The organism is Asticcacaulis tiandongensis (genome assembly GCF_006475605.1).
Lineage (GTDB): Bacteria > Pseudomonadota > Alphaproteobacteria > Caulobacterales > Caulobacteraceae > Asticcacaulis > Asticcacaulis tiandongensis.
Genome location: NZ_SSBC01000010.1, coordinates 82,790 through 101,104 on the forward strand (window position 1 = coordinate 82,790; position 18,315 = coordinate 101,104).

An 18,315-nucleotide genomic window follows, 5' to 3' on the forward strand; every position below is an offset into this window, starting at 1 on the left:
TGCCAAATTAAGGCTGAACGGGAGATGAAAGCCAATGTGGGGGACGACAAGGATTTATCAAGCGGGCGTAGTCACTGCCTTTACAATGCTTTCGTCCATCTGATCATAGGAGTCGATCTGCGCCCGATGCCATTCGCGCATTAAGGCTTCATTGGCCGTACCATCGATCAGCGCGCCGTCTTTGACGCGCGGATAGGCGACATCACCGCGAATAATCTCACCGGTATTGGCACGGATATGCAGATGCCAGGGACGCACATCGCCGGGATGTTTTATCCCTGCGGTGCCCAGCATCTCAGCCAGCGCCTTCATAGTGTTGCGATGATAGTTGGCGACGCGGATATATTTGTCCTCGACGACCAGTGCGCTCTGGCGTTTCTTATCCTGAGTGGTGACGCCGGTCGGGCATTTATTGGTATGACAGGCGCGGGCCTGAATACAGCCGACCGAGAACATGAACGGACGCGCAGCCATAATGAAATCGGCCCCCAGCGCCATGATACGACAGATATCAAAGGCCGAAACGATCTTACCCGACGCACCGACGCGGACTTCCTGACGCAGACCGGCCCCCAGCAGGGCATTGTGCACATAGCTCAGGCCCTCAATCAGCGGCAGGCCGACATTGTTGGATAACTCAAGCGGTGCGGCCCCCGTGCCGCCTTCGCCACCATCGACGACGATGAAATCAGGCGCGGTACCCATCGCCAGCATGGCTTTGACAAGGCTTAAGAATTCAGAACGATGCCCAATAGCCAGCTTAAGGCCAACGGGCTTGCCGCCGGAGAGTTCACGTAGTCTGGCGATAAACTGAATGGTTTCACGCGGAGTGGAAAATTCCGGATGAGCTGCGGGTGATTCACAGTCATGATCGCGGGAAATCAGGCGTGTAGCGGCAATTTCAGGGGTAATCTTGGCCTTAGGCAATATGCCGCCGTGACCGGGCTTGGCCCCTTGCGACAGCTTGATCTCAATCATCTTTACCTGAGGATCCGCGGCCTGACGGGCAAAGGCCTCAGGGTCAAATCGCCCCTCGGCGGTTCGGCAACCGAAATAACCGGAGGCAATTTGCCAGATCAGGTCGCCGCCGCCCTGACGGTGGTAAGGGCTGATTGAGCCTTCGCCGGTATTCTGGGCAAAGTTTCCGGTTTTGGCACCTTTGCTGAGGGCCAGAACGGCATTGGCCGACATGGCCCCGAAGCTCATGCCGGAAATATTGAAAATCGAGGCTGAATAAGGCTTCTGACAGTCCTTACCGCCCATGGTCAGACGGAAGTCATGATCAAGATTAGAGACGGGTTTCAGCGAGTGGGATAACCAGCCATAGCCGATGGCATTGACGTCCTTGATGGTGCCGAAGGGTAGCTTATCGGTTTCGTTCTTTGAGCGCTGATAAACCAGTGCGCGCTGTTCGCGGCTGTAGGGGACAGGGGCCTGATCATCTTCGATGAAATACTGACGAATTTCGACGCGGATGCTCTCAAACAAAAAACGGAAATGCCCCATCAGCGGATAGTTACGCAAGATGGCGTGACGGGTCTGCACGCGGTCATAGATGCCGAGCGCCGAAAGCGGCAGCAGGACATAAAGCGCACGATAGATCAGCGGGTGCACATAATACCCGCCGATGACGGCCAGAACCGTCAGCAACAAGACCATACGAAAAACGAAATAACGCGTAACTGGCAGCACAATGAACCTCGGCAGATTTTTGGTGCAGCTTAGCTGTATTCAAGCGCAAAGGCTAATGGCCTTCTCAGAAGGTGAAGCGATTGGGAATGGCGGCGATTTGATGTTCGTCTTCGTATAGTATTTTTCCGACATCACGGGTGCGCAGAACCTCTACGTGAATACCGCAGGCTTCGAAGGCGATTTTCAGATCGTGCATGCGCTGAATATGTTCCCGCGCTTCGGGCTTAAACCAGCAGATGGGTTGCTGAGCGTCTTTTTTCTGGCCATAATTAAATATAGTGGGGCGTTCCAGTTTTTCTTCAAACCATAGACTGGCCTCTTCGATGAGGCTTAAGGCCCAACCTTCGGAGTGCTCATTGGTTCTGACGTAATCCCTAACCTGAAACAGGCCCAGTCTGTATCTTTGCCCGTCAACCAAATGGGAGCAAACAAAGCGCACATATATGCTTTGCTTGTCATCTGGTTGCAATTTTGGTTTTTTCCCCCGCATGGGCGCATGATGATCACTAATTTAATGGCGCGCAAATAAAAAGAGCAGATGTTGCCATCTGCTCTTAGGTATGGGGTCAAGGGGCCTAAGGCCCCTTGAATCTTATCTTTGATCTTAAAGCGCCTTAACGATGCCTTCGACCATCTTCTTCGCGTCGGCAAACAGCATCATGGTGTTGTCGCGGAAGAACAGTTCGTTTTCAACGCCTGCATAGCCTGAAGACATGCCGCGCTTGATGAACAGAACCGTGCGGGCCTTTTCGACATCGAGGATCGGCATGCCGAAGATGGCCGAAGTCGGGTCGGTCTTGGCCGCCGGATTGGTCACGTCGTTAGCGCCGATAACAAAGGCCACGTCAGCCGTTGAGAACTCGGAGTTGATGTCCTCAAGCTCGAACACTTCGTCATAGGGCACATTGGCTTCGGCCAGCAGTACGTTCATGTGACCGGGCATACGACCAGCAACAGGGTGGATGGCGTACTTCACTTCGACGCCTTCTTCCTTCAGTTTGTCGGCCATTTCACGCAGGGCGTGCTGGGCCTGAGCCACGGCCATACCGTAACCGGGAACAATGATGACCTTGGAGGCGTTCTTCATGATGAAGGCCGCATCGTCAGCCGAACCCTGCTTTACCGGACGGGTTTCGACCTTGCCGCCACCGGCTGCCGCAGAGGTGTCGGCGCCGAAGCCACCTAAGATAACGCTGAAGAATGAGCGGTTCATGCCCTTACACATGATGTAGGACAGGATGGCACCTGACGAACCGACCAGTGCACCGGTGATGATCAGGGCAACGTTTTCCAGCGTGAAACCCAGAGCCGCAGCGGCCCAACCAGAGTAGGAGTTCAGCATCGACACGACGACCGGCATGTCCGCACCACCGATAGGGATGATGAGGGTGATACCCAGCACCAGCGCGATAGCAAAGATAGCCCAGAAAGCCCAGACAGCCTGACCGGCAGTGGCGATCAGGACACCGATCAGCACGACCACAGCCACGGCGAGCGCGATGTTCAGCAGGTGACGGGCAGGCAGGATGATCGGCGCGCCGGACATGTTGCCGTTCAGCTTGGCAAAGGCGATGACCGAACCGGTGAAGGTGATGGCACCGATGGCCACGCCGAGCGAAAGTTCAATCAGAGATGCCGTCTTGATGCCGAGGCCGGAGTCGATATGGAAAGCTTCGGGGGCATACATGGCACCGACAGCCACCAGACAGGCCGACAGACCAACCAGTGAGTGGAATGCGGCCACAAGCTGCGGCATGGAGGTCATGGAGACCTTTTTGGCGATCAGACCACCGGCGATACCACCGACGGCGATGCCGCCAAGGATAAGGGCGATGGTAACGACATCGAGCGAGCCACCGATAAACAGGCCAAGGAGCGTTACGCCAACGGCAATAGCCATACCGACCATGCCATAGAGGTTACCCTGACGGCTGGTTTCAGGCGAAGACAGCCCGCGCAGGGCAAGGATGAAGAGCACGCCTGACACAAGGTAGGCGAGTGCGGAGAAATCCGTATATGACATTAGTGTGCCCCTTCTTTTTTAACGGGCTTTTCTTTTTTCTTATACATGGCCAGCATGCGGCGGGTGACCATAAAGCCCCCGAAGATATTGACCGCAGCAAGGGCAGCAGCAACTGCGCCAGATCCCTTGGATACCCATGCGCCTGCGCCGAAACCCGACGCGGCAGCCGCCATGAGCGCACCGACGATGATCACGGATGAAATCGCGTTGGTCACAGCCATAAGCGGCGTGTGCAGGGCGGGGGTCACTGACCAGACAACGTAGTAACCGACAAAGACGGCCAGTACGAAGATGGCGAAATAGAATACGGTAGGATTGATATGTTCCATTATGGCTCCCCCTTATGATTGCAGGGCAGGGTGCACAACCGCACCGTTTTGGGTGACCAGAGCCGCCTTGAGGATTTCGTCTTCGAAATCGGGCGCGAACTGGCCTTCCTTGTTGATCAGCAGGCCTACGAAGGCTTGCAGGTTCTTGGCATAGAGCGCGGAGGCATCATTGCCGATGGCCGTGACGATATTGGTCGGGCCATAGATCTTGACGCCGTTCACATCGGCCACAGTGTCGGCGACGGTGCCTTCGACATTGCCGCCCTGAGGCGCTGCCAGGTCAACCAGAACCGAACCGGCTTTCATCGAAGCGACCTGAGCCCTGGTCACCAGCACAGGGGCGGCGCGGCCGGGGATCAGGGCGGTGGTGATAACAATGTCCTGCTTGGCGATGTGCGAAGACACAAGCTCTGCCTGCTTGGCCTTATATTCCGGCGACATCTCCTTGGCATAGCCGCCTGCGGTCTGGGCGTTTTTGAACTCTTCGTCCTCAACTGCAAGGAACTTGGCACCCAGCGATTCGACCTGTTCCTTGGTGGCCGGACGCACGTCAGTGGCGGTCACGACCGCCCCCAGACGACGGGCGGTGGCGATGGCCTGAAGACCGGCAACGCCAACGCCCATGATGAATACCTTGGCGGGGGCAACCGTGCCCGCAGCGGTCATCATCATCGGGAACGACTTACCATAAAGGTAGGCGGCGTCGATGACGGCGCGGTAACCGGCCAGATTGGCCTGAGACGACAGGGCATCCATGACCTGAGCACGGGTAATACGCGGCACGAATTCCATGGCATATGCAGTGGCACCTGCATCGGCCAGAGCTTTCAGGGCATCCTTTTCACGGTGCGCATCCAGAAGGGCGACAACGGTCGCGCCGGATTTCAGGCCCGCAACCTCTGAGGCCTCGGGACCGCGTACCTTAAGCCAGATGTCTGCCATCGATTTGGCTTCCTGAGCCGTGGTGATGGTCGCACCGGCTTGTGCGAAGGCGTCATCGGAAAACGACGCAGAAATACCGGCGCCGGATTCGATCAGAACCGTCTGACCGGCGGACACCCACTTTTTCACAGTATCAGGTGTCGCGGCGACCCGCGTCTCACCCGATCGGGTTTCTTTGGTGATGGCTATGTTTATGGCCAAGTTAAGTCTCCTCAGAATGTTCGGCGCAAAGCCGTAAATTCTTTGACGTGTAAGAGTTTGTTATTATTCGGTGCAGGCTTAGGGCCTTAGCAGAATTAAGCATGTTGTAAAGGCTTGTTACAGTTTGTCAGGCGCGCCCTCTTTTCATGACGGTGTTATAAAAACGTATGTGACACCGGTGTCAAATTGTTTGTGGGGCATGATCTTATTTCTTTTCCGCGGGCTGAGGTTTCACAACCGTACTCACCATCACAAAACTGAGGACCAGTAACAGCGCCCAGGCTCCCATCTTGTGCAGACTGACAAGGTGCCAGGTCTGCTGGTCGGGATAGACCCATGTGCGCGTAACCGTGCCGATATTCTCAGCTACCCACAGGAAAAACGCCGTGAGTATATTGGCGAGAATGAAGGGCATATGCCGGTTTTTACGGTCTATGCGATAGACGATCATGGTGCGGAAAAACAGTAGGGCTATGGCGGCGAACAGCAGGTAGCGGATGTCATAGATATAGTGGTGTGTGAAAAAGTTGACGTAGATCAGCGCCGCCAGACAGCCGGTTAGCCAAAAAGGCGGATAGCGATTAAAGCGCATATCGAATATGCGAATGGCGCGCGCTATAAATGACCCGACGCAGGCATACATAAAGCCGGTAAACAGGGGCACCGCCGCGATGCGGATCAGAGCTGGTTCCGGATAGCTCCATGACCCAACATGGGTTTTGAATATCTCCATTACCGTACCCACCAGATGGTAGAGCAGGATAACCTTGGCTTCCTCAAGACTCTCAAGCCGAAACCACAGCATAAGGATCTGTGTGATCAGTGCGGCGACAAACAGAAAATCGTAGCGATGTATGGGCGCGTTTTCCGGCCAGAACAGGTGCGTGAGAATTAGCAGCCCCAGCATCACCGCGCCAAACAGGCAGGCCCAGGCCATTTTCAGGCCAAACAGAACAAATTCGGCAAGGGTAGGGGGCAGATATCCAAGCCCCTGCCGGATGATCCGGCGAGCAGGCTGAAGATAGGTGGCCAGCGGGTGAGGGGGCATTGAGGGACCGTAATAAAAAAGCGCCGAAGGTTAAAACCCGCGGCGCTTTCGGAAAGTGATGATGGCTTATCAGGCTATCAGTGCGCGTCGGGCTTTTCTTTCAGAATGAAGAAGCCAATAATCGAAACGACAATAGCGGTAATCGCGGCGGGCAGGAAACCTGCGCCACTGACGGCAAACCAGATGGTGAAGAACAGGAGGGCAACGGCTACGATCAGGCTGCCCCACTTGGTGAGGTTGCCGAACAACTCATAGCTGGCGCGTTGTTCGTGGATGTCCATTTCACCTTTGATGTGGTCAGAGTTGTGATCGGCCATGGATAGCGGTTCCTGAAGAAGGGACTGTGAGTCTGGCTGTCTTACAAAAGCCCTGCCCACACGTCAATTGGCGTTTAGGGGAATTATTTACGGTTGCGGCAAACCGTTCAGGCCAGTTCCGGCTGATAGGTGCCAATAAGGTCGAGGGATTCGCGCAATATGGCCTGCATAGCCAGTTGCGCGCCCTCGGCATCACCGGCTTCGATCGCCAGCAGGACGGCTTCGTGCGCTGGAATGGACGCCGTGTGCCCCGCTACCTTATTGGTAATGCTAATGGATATGCGTAAGGCGGTGTTGATCAGTTCCCGCAGTTGCCAGAAGAACGGATTACCCGACGCGCGCAGGATGGCCACGTGAAATTCGATGTCAGCCTGAAGGGCCTGCTCATGTTCACTGGCATTATCGCGCATGCCGTTAAGCCCGTCACGGATTGCCTGAATATCTTTGCGGTTGGCGCGCGTGGCCGCAAGCGATGCCGCCACCGGCTCAATCGCCAGACGTACCTCGGTGAATTCGCGATAGATCGTGTTTGAGAACGGGCGTTCCATCAGCCAGCGCGTGACATCGGGGTCAAGCAGGTTCCACCGGCTGACCGGTTCCACCTTGGTGCCCTGACGTGGACGTGCGCTCAACAGGCCCTTGGCCGTCAGCATTTTAACCGCTTCGCGCGCCACCGTGCGGCTGGCGCTGAATTGCGTGCAAAGCTCGGCTTCGGTCGGAAAGCCCCGCCCGTCATAGGCACCGGAGACAATCGATTGCCCGAGCGTTTCCAGTAATCCGTAGGTAAGGCTGACGCCGTGAGGTGTGCGCATAAGAATTTGGCCTGCCTGTAAATGGGCGTTACGGTTTAAAAACGGACACCCTTATATTTAACGGCAGAAAATACCGTAATTGTCCAGAGGGTAAGTGTACAACACAGCCATAGTCAATCTCGTTAAAAAGTCAAAGGCTGTTGTCTCATTTCATCTATAATTATAATGGGTTGGGGATTTTAAAGTCGTTGTGATGATAGCGTTATCACTTTTGGCTTGTGCTTTAAATCTATAATGCTACACAAAATTATAAGATAAATCAGGGCCAGCGGTATGGTAAACAGCTGCAATCTGGCTTGAGGGATGGAGACACAGACACATATGCACATGAAATTATCCGGTAGCTCGACGTCTAAGGTAAGCGCTGTCATTCGCAAAGGCATTCGTCAGGGTGTGCTCACACTGGCTGCGGCGGCGATGGTCATGTCGGTATCGGCAGCCCCTGCGGCACTGGCACAATCCGCCCCTAAGCCTATACCGCATCTTGTCAAAAAGAATGGCAAGGCGGCGTTAATGGTGGATGGCGCGCCCTACCTGATGCTTGGGGCGCAGGTGAACAATTCTTCGAACTATCCGTCACAGCTTCCGTATGTGTGGCCAGCGCTGAAAGACATCGGTGCCAACACCGTAGAGGTCAATGTCGCGTGGGAGCAGGTTGAGCCGGTCGAAGGCCAATATGATTTCTCGTTTGTCGATGCTTTGGTCACTCAGGCGCGTGAAAATAATGTCCGCGTTGTGCTCTTGTGGTTCGGTACGTGGAAAAATACCTCGCCGCACTATGCGCCGGACTGGGTGAAACTGAACAATAAGCGTTTCCCGCGTATGACCAAGCAGGATGGCACCATCTCCTATTGTCTGTCGCCAATGGAAGAAACGACGCTTGAGGCCGACAAAAAGGCTTTTGCCGCCCTGATGCGCCACCTCAAGAAAATCGATGGCGAGCAGCACACGGTCATTATGGTGCAGGTGCAGAACGAGAGCGGCACCTATGGTTCGGTACGCGATTATTCGCCCAAGGCTGAAAAAGTCTTCAAGGGCCCCGTGCCCGAAGCGCTTCTGAAAAAGAAGGGTCTGAAACCCGCCAAAGGCCAGAACAGCTGGGAACAGGTGTTCGGCAAACATGCGGACGAATATTTCCATGCCTGGCATATCGCCAGCTATATTAATGGCGTCGCTGAAGCCGGTCGTGCTGAATATGACCTGCCGATGTATGTCAATGCCGCTATTCGTGAGCCACTTCTGGATGTCGGGCCGGAGTCCTATTCTTCGGGCGGGCCTACCCACAATGTGATCGACATCTATCAGGCGGCGGCACCCAAAATCGATATCATCGCGCCGGATATCTATAAGCGCGATTCGAAGAACTACGAGGCCGTGCTTGATCTTTACAGCAAGTACGATAACCCGCTGTTTGTGCCGGAAACCGGCTCGGATACTGAATTTGCCCGTTACGCCTTCAGTGTGTTCGGGCGTGGTGGTATCGGCTTTGCCCCGTTTGGCATCGACTACACCGGCTACACCAACTATCCGCTGGGCGGCAAGGACATCAGTCCGGAAGGCCTGAAGCCCTTTTCGAAGGTCTATGCCCTGTTTGGCCCCGCGCAACGCGAATGGGCGAAGCTGGCGTTTGAAAATCAGACATGGGGCGTTGCCGAAGGTGATGACCGCGCAGATCAGGTGGTTGATCTCAATGGCCGCTGGAAGGCGACTGTGTCCTATGGCGAATGGCAGTTCGGGTTCAAGAACTGGACATGGCTTGGGGATTTCGAGGCTGTGCCTGGGCGTGAAAAGCCCAATGGCGGCATGGTGGTCGCACAATTGTCCGAAGACGAGTTTCTGCTTCTGGGGCTTCATGCCCGCGTGACCTTTGATGTCGGCGACAAACAAAAGGGCAAGAATGTGATTTACCGATCGGTCGAAGAGGGCCGCTTCGTTGACGGCAAGTGGGTTGTCGATCGCATCTGGAACGGTGACCAGACGGATTACGGACTGAACCTGACGGATGCGCCCCGCATCCTCAAGGTCAAGCTGGCAACCTATTAATACGAATATAAAACTGGGAGAAAACTATGAAACCTTATATGTTTGCACCGGCGCTTGTGGCCTGTCTGATGGCCTCGACGGCACTGGCAGGCACATGGGAGCGCACGGAAACCGGCATTGTCGTAAAGCCGGACACAGGTAGCGCCAAAGAAGTTCGCCTGACCGTTTATGGCGATAGTATCATTCAGGTGCTGGCGGTTGATGATCCGGCGCGTGAGCAGATCGAAAGCCTGATGCAGGTCGCGAAGCCTTCGGGTGACTTTAAGACCAGTGAAACGGGTGGCAAGGTGCGCATCACCCTGCCTAAGGCATCGGCTGATGTCTCGCTTACCGATGGCAAGCTGACCTTCTATAATGCCAAGGGCGAGGCGGTTCTTAATGAGCACCAGAGCTCAATCACGCCGGTAACCATTGAGGGCAAGCCCTTTGTATCGGTGTCCGCGCAATTTAACCGTGGCACCAAAGAAAGCTTCTATGGGCTGGGGCAACATCAGAACGCCCAGATGGATCTGAACGGCGAAGATGTCGAGCTGCGCCAGCACAATATGGACATCGGTATTCCGTTCCTGGTGTCCAACAAGAAGTATGGCATCCTGTGGGATAATAACTCCGTCACACGTTTCGGTAATCCGACACCCTATGCCCTGTTCAGCCGTGACCTGAAGCTGACGGCGGTGGATGGCTCCAAAGGCCTGACCGCGAAATATTATGTCGATGGTCAACTGGTGCTGACCCGCATCGAAGACGACATCCGTTATCAGTACCTCAAGGACGTAGCCGAGTTCTGGCCGAAAGACGCCGCCCTGACACGCGAAGCGACACAAGGCAAGAAGGTTAAGGTGGTCTGGGAAGGCACCATGACCTCGGAGCATAGCGGCGTGCATAAGCTTCGGATGTACTCGTCTGACTATGCCACCCTTAAGGTCGATGGTAAGACCATCTTTGACCGCATCTGGCGTCAGAACTGGAACCCCTGGTACCACAATTTCGAGCAGGAATTTAAAGCCGGAGAGCCGGTTAAGCTTCAGGTCGAATGGGAACCGGCGGGCGGCATGATCGCCATCCATCATAACAATCCACGGCCGGATATCGATAAACACTCGCTGAACCTGACCTCAGAAGCCGGTACCGGCCTCAACTACTTCTTCATTTCAGGTGCGGACCTTGATGAGGTCATTGGCGGCTATCGTCATGTGACCGGCGAAGCGCCGCTGATGCCGAAGTGGGCCTATGGTTTCTGGCAGTCACGCCAGCGTTATGAGACACAGGAGCAGCTTCTGAGCGTCCTGCGCACCTACCGTGAAAACAAGTGGCCGATCGATAATATCGTACAGGACTGGTTCTACTGGCCCGAAGACCAGTGGGGTTCACACGACTTCGATAAGTCGCGCTTCCCTGACCCTAAGGCGATGGTGGATGAGGTGCATGACAAAAATGCCCGCATCATGTTCTCGATCTGGGGTAAGTTCTACGCCAATACCGAACACTACAAAGAATTTGAGTCCAAAGGCTATATGTGGACGCAGAACGTCAAAAACGGTACGAAGGACTGGGTCGGGCCCGGCTATCTTAACAGCCACTACTCGCCCTATAATCAGGAAGCCCGCGATATGTACTATCGCCAGCTTAGCAGTAAACTTGGTCATCTCGGCATTGACGCCTGGTGGATCGATAATACCGAGCCTGATGTCAATTCCAACGAACGTATAGAAGACTTCGCCAAGCTGATCACGCCGACCCAGATGGGGCCGGGGGCCTTGGTGCATAATGCCTATTCTCTGGTGGCGACGGCGGCGGTGTTTGACGGCCTGCAACGCGATAAGCCCGATACACGTCACTTTATTCTGACGCGTTCAGGCTTTGCCGGTGTGCAGCGTAATTCTGCGGCTCTGTGGAGCGGTGATGTGGTCGGCACATGGGCCAACTATCTTGACCAGATTTCCGCCGGCGTACAGACCGGCCTGTCGGGCGTGCCGAACTGGACGCATGACATTGGCGGCTATGCGCAGGAAACCCGTTTTCAGGGTGCTCAGGTCGGCATGCTTCAGGAAAATCGTGGTGGCGGGGGTTCTGGCACGGCTGAGGACATCCGCGAATGGCGTCAACTGAATCAACGCTGGTGGCAGTTTGGGGCCTTCTCGCCCCTGATGCGCTCACACGGCGAAGGGGTGAAGCGGGAAATCCACGAAATCTCCCCCGAAGGCAGCGATATGCGGGCCAATATGGTGTGGTTCCTTGAACTGCGTTATCGCCTGATGCCCTATATCTATGCTTCGGCGTCCGATAGCTATTACAAGTCCGGCACCCTGATGCGCGGTCTGGTATTCGATTTCGACCACGATCCGAAGGTACGTAACCTCAACGATCAGTATATGTTCGGTAAGGCTTTCCTGGTCGCGCCGGTCTATAAGTTCGATTCCACGTCACGTCAGGTTTATCTACCAGCGGGCGCAGACTGGTATGATTTCTATACCGGTCAGAAGCATACCGGCGGTCAGGAACTGAACGTCGCCGCACCGCTCGATCAGATGCCGCTGTTTGTCAAGGCGGGCTCGATTGTCCCTATGGGGCCGGTGACGCAATATGTCGATGAAAAGCCGGATGCACCGTTGACGATCAATGTCTATACGGGCGCTGATGGGGCCTTTAGCCTCTATGAGGATGATGGCGTGACCAATGCTTATCAGAAGGCAGGGGCCCATAGCCGCATTAACTTCAGCTATGACGACAAGTCGGGTGTACTGACGATTGCCGCGCGCGAAGGCAACTTCGAGGGCATGGTGGCCAACCGTCAGTTCAAGGTGCGCTTCATCAGGGCCGGCGGCAAAACCACCGACTTTGAAGCCTCCGATACACAGGTGGCCTATACAGGTAAGGCTCTGACGGTAAAGTCCAGATAGGCTGTAAGCCATAAAAACGTAAAGCCCGAAGCGCATGCTTCGGGCTTTATTTTTGCTGCCTGACTATTCGGGATTACTAAAGAGGTAATCGGCAAAGGCCACCATTTTATCGTCAGGCAACTTACGCTTGCCGTAATCGGTTTCGCGGGCCTCCGGCGTGCTGCAAGCCAGCTGTTTTATGGTGTCGAACACGCTGCCGGTTTTGATTGGAGACGAGGCACTATCAACGGAATCATCATTAAGTGTCAGGGCGTTGCTGGTGTTATAGGCTTTGAGTCCGACCGCGCGTAACTGACTGGTTGCGCAGTTAATCTCATAGGTAATGTGCGTATGCTTGATGTCGTCCTTAATGGCCGGGCCGTTACTGACCATGATTATGGTAGCGCGCCGCAACTGTGGGGCGGGTTCGGCAATGTTCGTATTGACGAAAATCGCCGTGGCACCATTCGCCAGCGAATCCACCACATAAACATCTGCATGGGCCATGGCGGGCAAAAGGGCGGCGCACAGGACAGAGACGGAAATAACTGCGCGTTTCAGCATGATTGAAGCTTTCAAAGAATAGGTGACCAAGTGTCCGTGCTCAGAGACCGTCACACAACCCCTGTTCAGGGGGGATGCGGTTCTATGATTTATGTATGGATTTTTTACGGTCGAGGCCCGTTAGCTGTGCTTGTTATTTAATGCCTTTAAGGAGACGTAGCTTATGGTTTCTACATCCTTTGAGACACAATCCCTGAACGTGCCGGATATGCAGATCGTACCGGCGGGTTTAAGGCGCAGCCTCAGGACACTGGGGCGCAACTGGCGCACGGGCACGCTGGAAATCATTTTCCCCAATGGTGGCGTCTATGAGATCAAAGGACAGGAGCCGGGGCCGAAAGGCATTCTTAAGGTGCATGATTTCCGTTTCCTGCGCCGCGTTCTGGCTTCAGGCGATATCGGATTTTGTGACGGTTACCGTAAAGGGGAGTGGGATACACCGGATCTGGCGGCCTTGCTTGAGGTGGTCACCCTCAATATAGATCGCCTGAAACGTTTCCTGACAGGCCATCCGGTCATCAAAATGGTCAATCGCATTGGCCATTTCCTCAATCGCAATACGCGCGAAGGCTCAAGGAAGAACATTTTCGCCCACTATGATCTGGGTAATGCTTTTTACAGTCAGTGGCTTGATGCCACCATGACCTATTCCTCGGCTCTGTTTAAAAAGCAGGCGATCGTCAAGGCTGATGCACAAAAAGTGCTTGAGGCGGCGCAGACCGAGAAATATGCCGCCCTGTCGAGGCTGATTGAGCTTAAACCTGACCAGCATGTGCTTGAGATTGGCTGTGGCTGGGGTGGCTTTGCCGAATATGCCGCCGGGGTGATCGGGGCAAAAGTGACCTGCCTGACCATCTCACCGGCCCAATATGACTATGCGGTCGAACGTATGCAGCGTCTGGGGCTGAGTGACAGGGTTGATATCCGGCTTCTCGATTACCGTGATGTTACCGGCCAGTATGACGCCATTGTCTCAATCGAGATGTTTGAGGCCGTGGGCGAGCAATACTGGGACGACTATTTTAAACAGCTTAAGGCCTGTCTGAAACCCGGGGGCAAGGCGGGGCTTCAGGTCATTACCATTCGCGATGATCTGTTTGAAGAATATAAGGAACGGCCTGATTTTATTCAGAAGTATATCTTCCCCGGGGGTATGCTGCCCTCAATAGGGCGCTTGAAAGATCAGACACAAAAAGCCGGTCTTGAGGTCTTGTCTGATGCCGGTTTTGGGCATGACTATGCCCTGACGCTGAAACTGTGGGCGCAGCGGTTTGAGACCGCATGGACGGAGGGGCGCATCACCGGATTTGACCGCGCCTTCCGTAAACTCTGGCTCTTCTATCTCGCCTATTGTGAGGCCGGTTTTCGCACCGGACGCACCAATGTCGTGCATTTCGGGGTGCAAAAACCGGCAAACTAATTGGGGATAGGGTTGGGAAATTGCGCTCAGGCCGCAAAGTGACAGCACAATAAACACTTGTAACCCCTTGTTGAGCGGGCTACCAAACCCGTTCCTTTAACAACAAACGGAGAATCGGCTGTGATGTGCGGACGGTTACCGATTTGGGGGCGCAGTGCAGCCAGTGCAGGATAGGGTGAAAACCGAAGACGGGGCAAAGCCTTACGGCGCAATTACCCTGACGCGGCATGGTGAACCGGCCTTGTCCCGACGGGTAAAGCTGACCGCCGAAGGCTATCGCGACTGGTGGCGGCGTTATGATGAGTCCGGTCTGCTTGAAGGGCAGATTCCGCCTGAGCGCCTGAAAGCCTATGCGCGAGAGGCCGCCTATATTTTCTCCTCGACCCTGCCACGTTCTATTGAAACCGCTAAGGCCGTGTCAGACGGTAAACCTTTTCAGTCCTTGCCCTTGTTTGTCGAAGCGCCTTTGCCACCGCCGAAGTTTCCGAATTTCATCAGGTTTTCACCTAAATACTGGGGTGGGATATCGCGAATCTGGTGGTGGGCGTTTAACCATCATCAGGGACAGGAAAATCGCAAACAGGCCGAAGTGCGCGCACGTGAGGCCGCCCGTTTCCTGATTGAAAAGGCTTCTGAAGGCGGCGATGTGCTGCTGATGGCGCATGGCTATTTCAATTTTATGATTTCTCTGGAACTGGTGAAGGCGGGCTATGGCCAAACCTGCGAGCAGGGGTTTAAGTACTGGGGCTGTCGCCGCTACGAAAAGCGTAGCCACTAATTTAAAAATTAGAGAACCTGTAAAATGAGCGAAAATCTTACCGATACCCTGTCCTTCGAAGACGCCTTGTCTCAGCTTGAAAAGATCGTGGCTGAACTGGAATCCGGTCAGGCACCGCTTGAAAAATCGCTGCAACTCTATGAGCGAGGGGCCGCCCTTAAGGCCTTGTGTGAACAGCGGCTTGAGGCCGCGCGCTTGCAGGTTGAAAAAATTACCCTTAACAAGGCAGGGCAGGTTGAGGGAACCGCCGCCGCCGATTTTAATTAGAGCCGTTTTAATGAGAGTCCTGGTTTCGGCCAGTCGGGACATACTTTAGGATTATATGGATTTGCCTCTGACCGCTGCCAATTCTGATCTTCCGCCGTTGCAGCGACGCATGCAGGAGACGGCTGATCTTGTGACCATGGCCCTTGATCAGCTTCTGCCGCGCGGTGAGGGGCCTGAGTCCCGCCTGATGGAAGCCATGCGCTATGCGGTGCTTGGTCCGGGCAAGCGCTTGCGTCCGTTTTTCGCGCTTGAAACCGGTCGTTTGTTTGACGCTGACCCTCAGGCGGTATTGCGGGCCGCCTGTGCGCTTGAGTGTATCCATGCCTATTCGCTGGTGCATGATGACCTGCCGTGTATGGACGATGATGATGTGCGTCGCGGGCAATTGACGGTGCACCGTGCCTATGATGAGGCGACGGCCGTTCTGGCGGGCGATGCCCTGCAAAGCGTGGCTTTTGAAATATTGTCACACGAAGATACCCACGAAGACCCCATGATCCGTTGCGAGTTGATGATGCGTCTGGCGCAGGCATCGGGCGCACAGGGCATGGCGGGTGGTCAGATGATTGACCTGATTGGTGTGACGGACGATCTGGGGGGCGTGGCACGTATGCAGCGCCTGAAGACGGGGGCCTTAATTGGTTATGCGTTTGAAATTCCGCTTATTATTGCCGATGCCGGTGAAAAGGAATCCCACGCCCTGATCCATTTCGCTCAGGATGTCGGGCTGGCTTATCAGATTGCGGATGATCTTCTGGATGTAGAAGGTGACCCCGACCTTCTGGGGAAAGCAGCCGGTGGTAAGGATGCGGAAAAGGGAAAAACCAATTTCGTCACCCTTCTGGGGCTGGGCGAAGCCAAGGGTAAGGTGCAGATTTTATCTGAACAGGCCAAGGCGAGACTTGATATTTTCGGGTCATCGGCGCAAATCCTGCGCGATAGTGTTGATTTCGTGCTAAACCGCCAGAATTAATCTGATTAGAAAACGCGGTTTTTCGACGCAGACTTTTTATAAACCCCGCGATAGGATCGCATCCTAAGCCTGATCCGGCCACAGAGTATCTGCCCCTTATGCTGCATTCGCCCGTTACGCCTGTTCTTGATACGCTCGACGCTCCTGAGAGAATCCGCGATCTGACGGCGGCTGACCTGAAGGTTCTGGCCGATGAAGTGCGTCAGGAGACCATATCGGTGGTTTCCAAAACCGGCGGGCATCTGGGGTCAGCGCTTGGGGTGGTCGAACTGACGGTGGCCCTACATCACGTGTTTGAAACCCCGCGCGATATTCTCATCTGGGATGTCGGCCATCAGACCTATCCGCATAAGATACTGACCGGACGGCGTGACCGCATCCGCACGCTTCGTCAGGGCGGTGGGTTGTCGGGCTTCACCAAGCGTTCTGAAAGCGTCTATGATCCGTTTGGTGCAGCCCATGCCGCGACCTCGATTTCGGCAGCGCTCGGTTTCTGTGCCGCGCGTGACCTTAAGGGCGAAGACAATAAGGTGATTGCCGTCATCGGTGATGGTTCCATGTCGGCGGGCATGGCCTATGAGGCGATGAACAAGGCTGCCGAAACCACCAAAAATCTGACGGTCATCCTTAACGACAATGATATGTCGATTGCGCCTCCGGTCGGGGGCATGAGTGCCTATCTGGCAAATCTGGTGTCCGGCACAGCCTATCAGGCGGTGCGTCGCTGGGGCAAGTCAGTGGCTGAGCGTTTGCCGAAGTCACTTTATGAGCAGGCGCGTAAATCCGAAGAATTTTCCCGCACCTGGTTTACCGGCGGCACCTTTTTCGAGGAACTCGGCTTCTATTATGTCGGGCCGATTGACGGCCATAATCTGGAGCATCTTCTGGCGGTGCTTAAGAAGGTGCGTGAGATCAACGACCGCCCTGTGCTGGTGCATGTGGTCACCAAAAAAGGTCACGGCTATATCCCTGCCGAAGAGGCCGCCGACAAATATCACGGTGTTTCCAAATTCGATATCATCACCGGCGAACAATCAAAGCCTAAGGCCAATGCCCCAAGCTACACCGAAGTTTTTGCCTCTGAGTTGATCAAACAGGCGCGGATCGATCCGAAAATTGTCGGTATTACCGCTGCCATGCCCTCGGGGACGGGGCTTGATCGTTTTGCTGAGGTTTTCCCCGACCGTACCTATGATGTCGGGATCGCCGAACAGCATGCGGTGACCTTTGCCGCCGGTCTGGCGGCAGAGGGCATGAAGCCGTTCTGCGCCATCTATTCGACCTTTTTGCAGCGCGGGTATGATCAGGTGGCACATGATGTCGCCTTGCAGAACCTTCCGGTACGCTTTGCCATTGACCGTGCGGGGCTGGTCGGAGCCGATGGCGCGACCCATGCCGGTACCTTTGACATCGGCTATCTCGGAGCCTTGCCTCAAATGGTGCTGATGGCCGCTTCGGATGAGGCGGAACTGGCGGGCATGATTGCCACCGCCGCCGCCTATGATGACGGGCCCTCGGCCTTTCGTTATCCGCGTGGCGAAGGGGTGGGTGTCTCCATCCCCGAAGTGGCGGCCCCTTTTGAAATCGGTAAGGGGCGCATTGTCCGCGAGGGCTCAAAGGTCGCCATCCTGTCCTTTGGTACGCGTTTGCAGGAAGCGCTTAAGGCAGCAGATACGCTTAATGCCAAGGGGTTTTCAACGACTGTGGCCGATGCCCGTTTTGCCAAGCCACTGGATACGGAACTGGTGTTGCAACTGGCGCGACACCACGAATGCCTGATTACGGTCGAAGAGGGCGCGGTTGGTGGTTTCGGGGCCTTTGTGCTGCATTATCTCGCTTCAGTGGGGGCGCTGGATAAGGGGCTTAAGATACGCACCCTGACCCTGCCGGATGTGTTTCAGGATCACGACAAGCCGGAAAACCAGTATCGTGATGCGGGTCTGGATGCCTCGGGTATTGTGGCAACGGCGCTGTTTGCTTTGGGGCTTGATGAGGCGACCATTGCCCGTATGGCGGCGGTCTGACAA

16 protein-coding genes are annotated in these 18,315 nt (G+C 55.1%); 7 read left to right on the forward strand and 9 right to left on the reverse strand.

Annotated elements, in window-relative coordinates; all coding sequences use genetic code 11:
• Positions 1 to 57: 57 nt before the first annotated feature.
• The 8 genes from E5201_RS04395 to E5201_RS04430 form a co-directional block, all read right to left on the reverse strand.
• The gene (locus E5201_RS04395; RefSeq protein WP_246050394.1) at positions 58 to 1,692 is read right to left on the reverse strand and encodes an FMN-binding glutamate synthase family protein; all 1,635 of its coding nucleotides are present in this window, start codon (positions 1,690 to 1,692) and stop codon (positions 58 to 60) included.
• 64 nt (positions 1,693 to 1,756) lie between these two features.
• Positions 1,757 to 2,131: a hypothetical protein gene (locus E5201_RS04400; RefSeq protein ID WP_140984797.1), complete on the reverse strand. Its 375-nt coding sequence runs from the start codon at positions 2,129 to 2,131 to the stop codon at positions 1,757 to 1,759.
• Between the two features lie 165 nt (positions 2,132 to 2,296).
• Positions 2,297 to 3,715, reverse strand: a complete 1,419-nt coding sequence (locus E5201_RS04405; protein ID WP_140984798.1) for an NAD(P)(+) transhydrogenase (Re/Si-specific) subunit beta — start codon at positions 3,713 to 3,715, stop codon at positions 2,297 to 2,299.
• Positions 3,715 to 4,044, reverse strand: a complete 330-nt coding sequence (locus tag E5201_RS04410; RefSeq protein WP_140984799.1) for a proton-translocating transhydrogenase family protein — start codon at positions 4,042 to 4,044, stop codon at positions 3,715 to 3,717. Before E5201_RS04410 ends, E5201_RS04405 begins: the two co-directional genes overlap by 1 nt.
• 12 nt (positions 4,045 to 4,056) lie before the next feature.
• Entirely contained in the window at positions 4,057 to 5,187 is a 1,131-nt protein-coding gene (locus E5201_RS04415; protein ID WP_140984800.1) for a Re/Si-specific NAD(P)(+) transhydrogenase subunit alpha, read from the reverse strand.
• Positions 5,188 to 5,392: 205 nt separating this feature from the next.
• Complete coding sequence (locus E5201_RS04420) at positions 5,393 to 6,235, reverse strand: DUF817 domain-containing protein (protein WP_140984801.1); 843 nt, start codon at positions 6,233 to 6,235, stop codon at positions 5,393 to 5,395.
• Positions 6,236 to 6,312: 77 nt separating this feature from the next.
• On the reverse strand, positions 6,313 to 6,552 hold the full coding sequence (locus E5201_RS04425) for an aa3-type cytochrome c oxidase subunit IV (protein WP_140984802.1): 240 nt from the start codon (positions 6,550 to 6,552) through the stop codon (positions 6,313 to 6,315).
• 107 nt (positions 6,553 to 6,659) lie between these two features.
• A complete protein-coding gene (locus E5201_RS04430) occupies positions 6,660 to 7,364 on the reverse strand; it encodes a FadR/GntR family transcriptional regulator (RefSeq protein WP_140984803.1) in 705 nt (234 codons plus the stop codon).
• 423 nt (positions 7,365 to 7,787) lie between these two features.
• Here E5201_RS04430 and E5201_RS04435 point away from each other — a divergent pair, with 423 nt between their 5' ends.
• Both E5201_RS04435 and E5201_RS04440 read left to right on the forward strand, forming a co-directional pair.
• The gene (locus E5201_RS04435) at positions 7,788 to 9,407 is read left to right on the forward strand and encodes a GH35 family beta-galactosidase (RefSeq protein ID WP_140986040.1); all 1,620 of its coding nucleotides are present in this window, start codon (positions 7,788 to 7,790) and stop codon (positions 9,405 to 9,407) included.
• A gap of 26 nt (positions 9,408 to 9,433) precedes the next feature.
• Complete coding sequence (locus E5201_RS04440) at positions 9,434 to 12,307, forward strand: TIM-barrel domain-containing protein (protein ID WP_140984804.1); 2,874 nt, start codon at positions 9,434 to 9,436, stop codon at positions 12,305 to 12,307.
• 63 nt (positions 12,308 to 12,370) lie between these two features.
• On the opposite strand, the gene E5201_RS04445 is transcribed toward E5201_RS04440, so the two are convergent.
• Positions 12,371 to 12,850 carry a surface-adhesin E family protein gene (locus E5201_RS04445; protein WP_140984805.1) on the reverse strand — a complete coding sequence of 160 codons (480 nt, stop codon included), beginning with the start codon at positions 12,848 to 12,850 and terminating at the stop codon, positions 12,371 to 12,373.
• A gap of 163 nt (positions 12,851 to 13,013) precedes the next feature.
• On the opposite strand from E5201_RS04445, the gene E5201_RS04450 reads away from it, so the two are divergent.
• The 5 genes from E5201_RS04450 to dxs all read left to right on the forward strand — a co-directional run bounded on the left by E5201_RS04450 (position 13,014) and on the right by dxs (position 18,312).
• A complete protein-coding gene (locus E5201_RS04450) occupies positions 13,014 to 14,270 on the forward strand; it encodes an SAM-dependent methyltransferase (RefSeq protein WP_140984806.1) in 1,257 nt (418 codons plus the stop codon).
• Positions 14,271 to 14,445: 175 nt separating this feature from the next.
• Entirely contained in the window at positions 14,446 to 15,048 is a 603-nt protein-coding gene (locus E5201_RS04455; protein ID WP_140984807.1) for a histidine phosphatase family protein, read from the forward strand.
• A 24-nt stretch (positions 15,049 to 15,072) separates the two neighbouring features.
• Entirely contained in the window at positions 15,073 to 15,315 is a 243-nt protein-coding gene (locus tag E5201_RS04460) for an exodeoxyribonuclease VII small subunit (RefSeq protein ID WP_140984808.1), read from the forward strand.
• A gap of 55 nt (positions 15,316 to 15,370) precedes the next feature.
• Positions 15,371 to 16,288 carry a polyprenyl synthetase family protein gene (locus E5201_RS04465; protein ID WP_181404537.1) on the forward strand — a complete coding sequence of 306 codons (918 nt, stop codon included), beginning with the start codon at positions 15,371 to 15,373 and terminating at the stop codon, positions 16,286 to 16,288.
• Positions 16,289 to 16,386: 98 nt separating this feature from the next.
• The gene (dxs, locus tag E5201_RS04470) at positions 16,387 to 18,312 is read left to right on the forward strand and encodes a 1-deoxy-D-xylulose-5-phosphate synthase (protein ID WP_140984809.1); all 1,926 of its coding nucleotides are present in this window, start codon (positions 16,387 to 16,389) and stop codon (positions 18,310 to 18,312) included.
• Positions 18,313 to 18,315 lie beyond the last annotated feature (3 nt).

Coding starts and splice junctions, on each gene's coding strand:
- E5201_RS04405 (WP_140984798.1), bottom strand. CDS start 3,715: ATGTCATATACGGATTTCTCCGCACTCGCCTACCTTGTGTCAGGCGTG.
- E5201_RS04440 (WP_140984804.1), top strand. CDS start 9,434: ATGAAACCTTATATGTTTGCACCGGCGCTTGTGGCCTGTCTGATGGCC.
- E5201_RS04445 (WP_140984805.1), bottom strand. CDS start 12,850: ATGCTGAAACGCGCAGTTATTTCCGTCTCTGTCCTGTGCGCCGCCCTT.
- E5201_RS04465 (WP_181404537.1), top strand. CDS start 15,371: ATGGATTTGCCTCTGACCGCTGCCAATTCTGATCTTCCGCCGTTGCAG.
- E5201_RS04410 (WP_140984799.1), bottom strand. CDS start 4,044: ATGGAACATATCAATCCTACCGTATTCTATTTCGCCATCTTCGTACTG.
- dxs (WP_140984809.1), top strand. CDS start 16,387: ATGCTGCATTCGCCCGTTACGCCTGTTCTTGATACGCTCGACGCTCCT.
- E5201_RS04420 (WP_140984801.1), bottom strand. CDS start 6,235: ATGCCCCCTCACCCGCTGGCCACCTATCTTCAGCCTGCTCGCCGGATC.
- E5201_RS04430 (WP_140984803.1), bottom strand. CDS start 7,364: ATGCGCACACCTCACGGCGTCAGCCTTACCTACGGATTACTGGAAACG.
- E5201_RS04460 (WP_140984808.1), top strand. CDS start 15,073: ATGAGCGAAAATCTTACCGATACCCTGTCCTTCGAAGACGCCTTGTCT.
- E5201_RS04435 (WP_140986040.1), top strand. CDS start 7,788: ATGTCGGTATCGGCAGCCCCTGCGGCACTGGCACAATCCGCCCCTAAG.
- E5201_RS04450 (WP_140984806.1), top strand. CDS start 13,014: ATGGTTTCTACATCCTTTGAGACACAATCCCTGAACGTGCCGGATATG.
- E5201_RS04425 (WP_140984802.1), bottom strand. CDS start 6,552: ATGGCCGATCACAACTCTGACCACATCAAAGGTGAAATGGACATCCAC.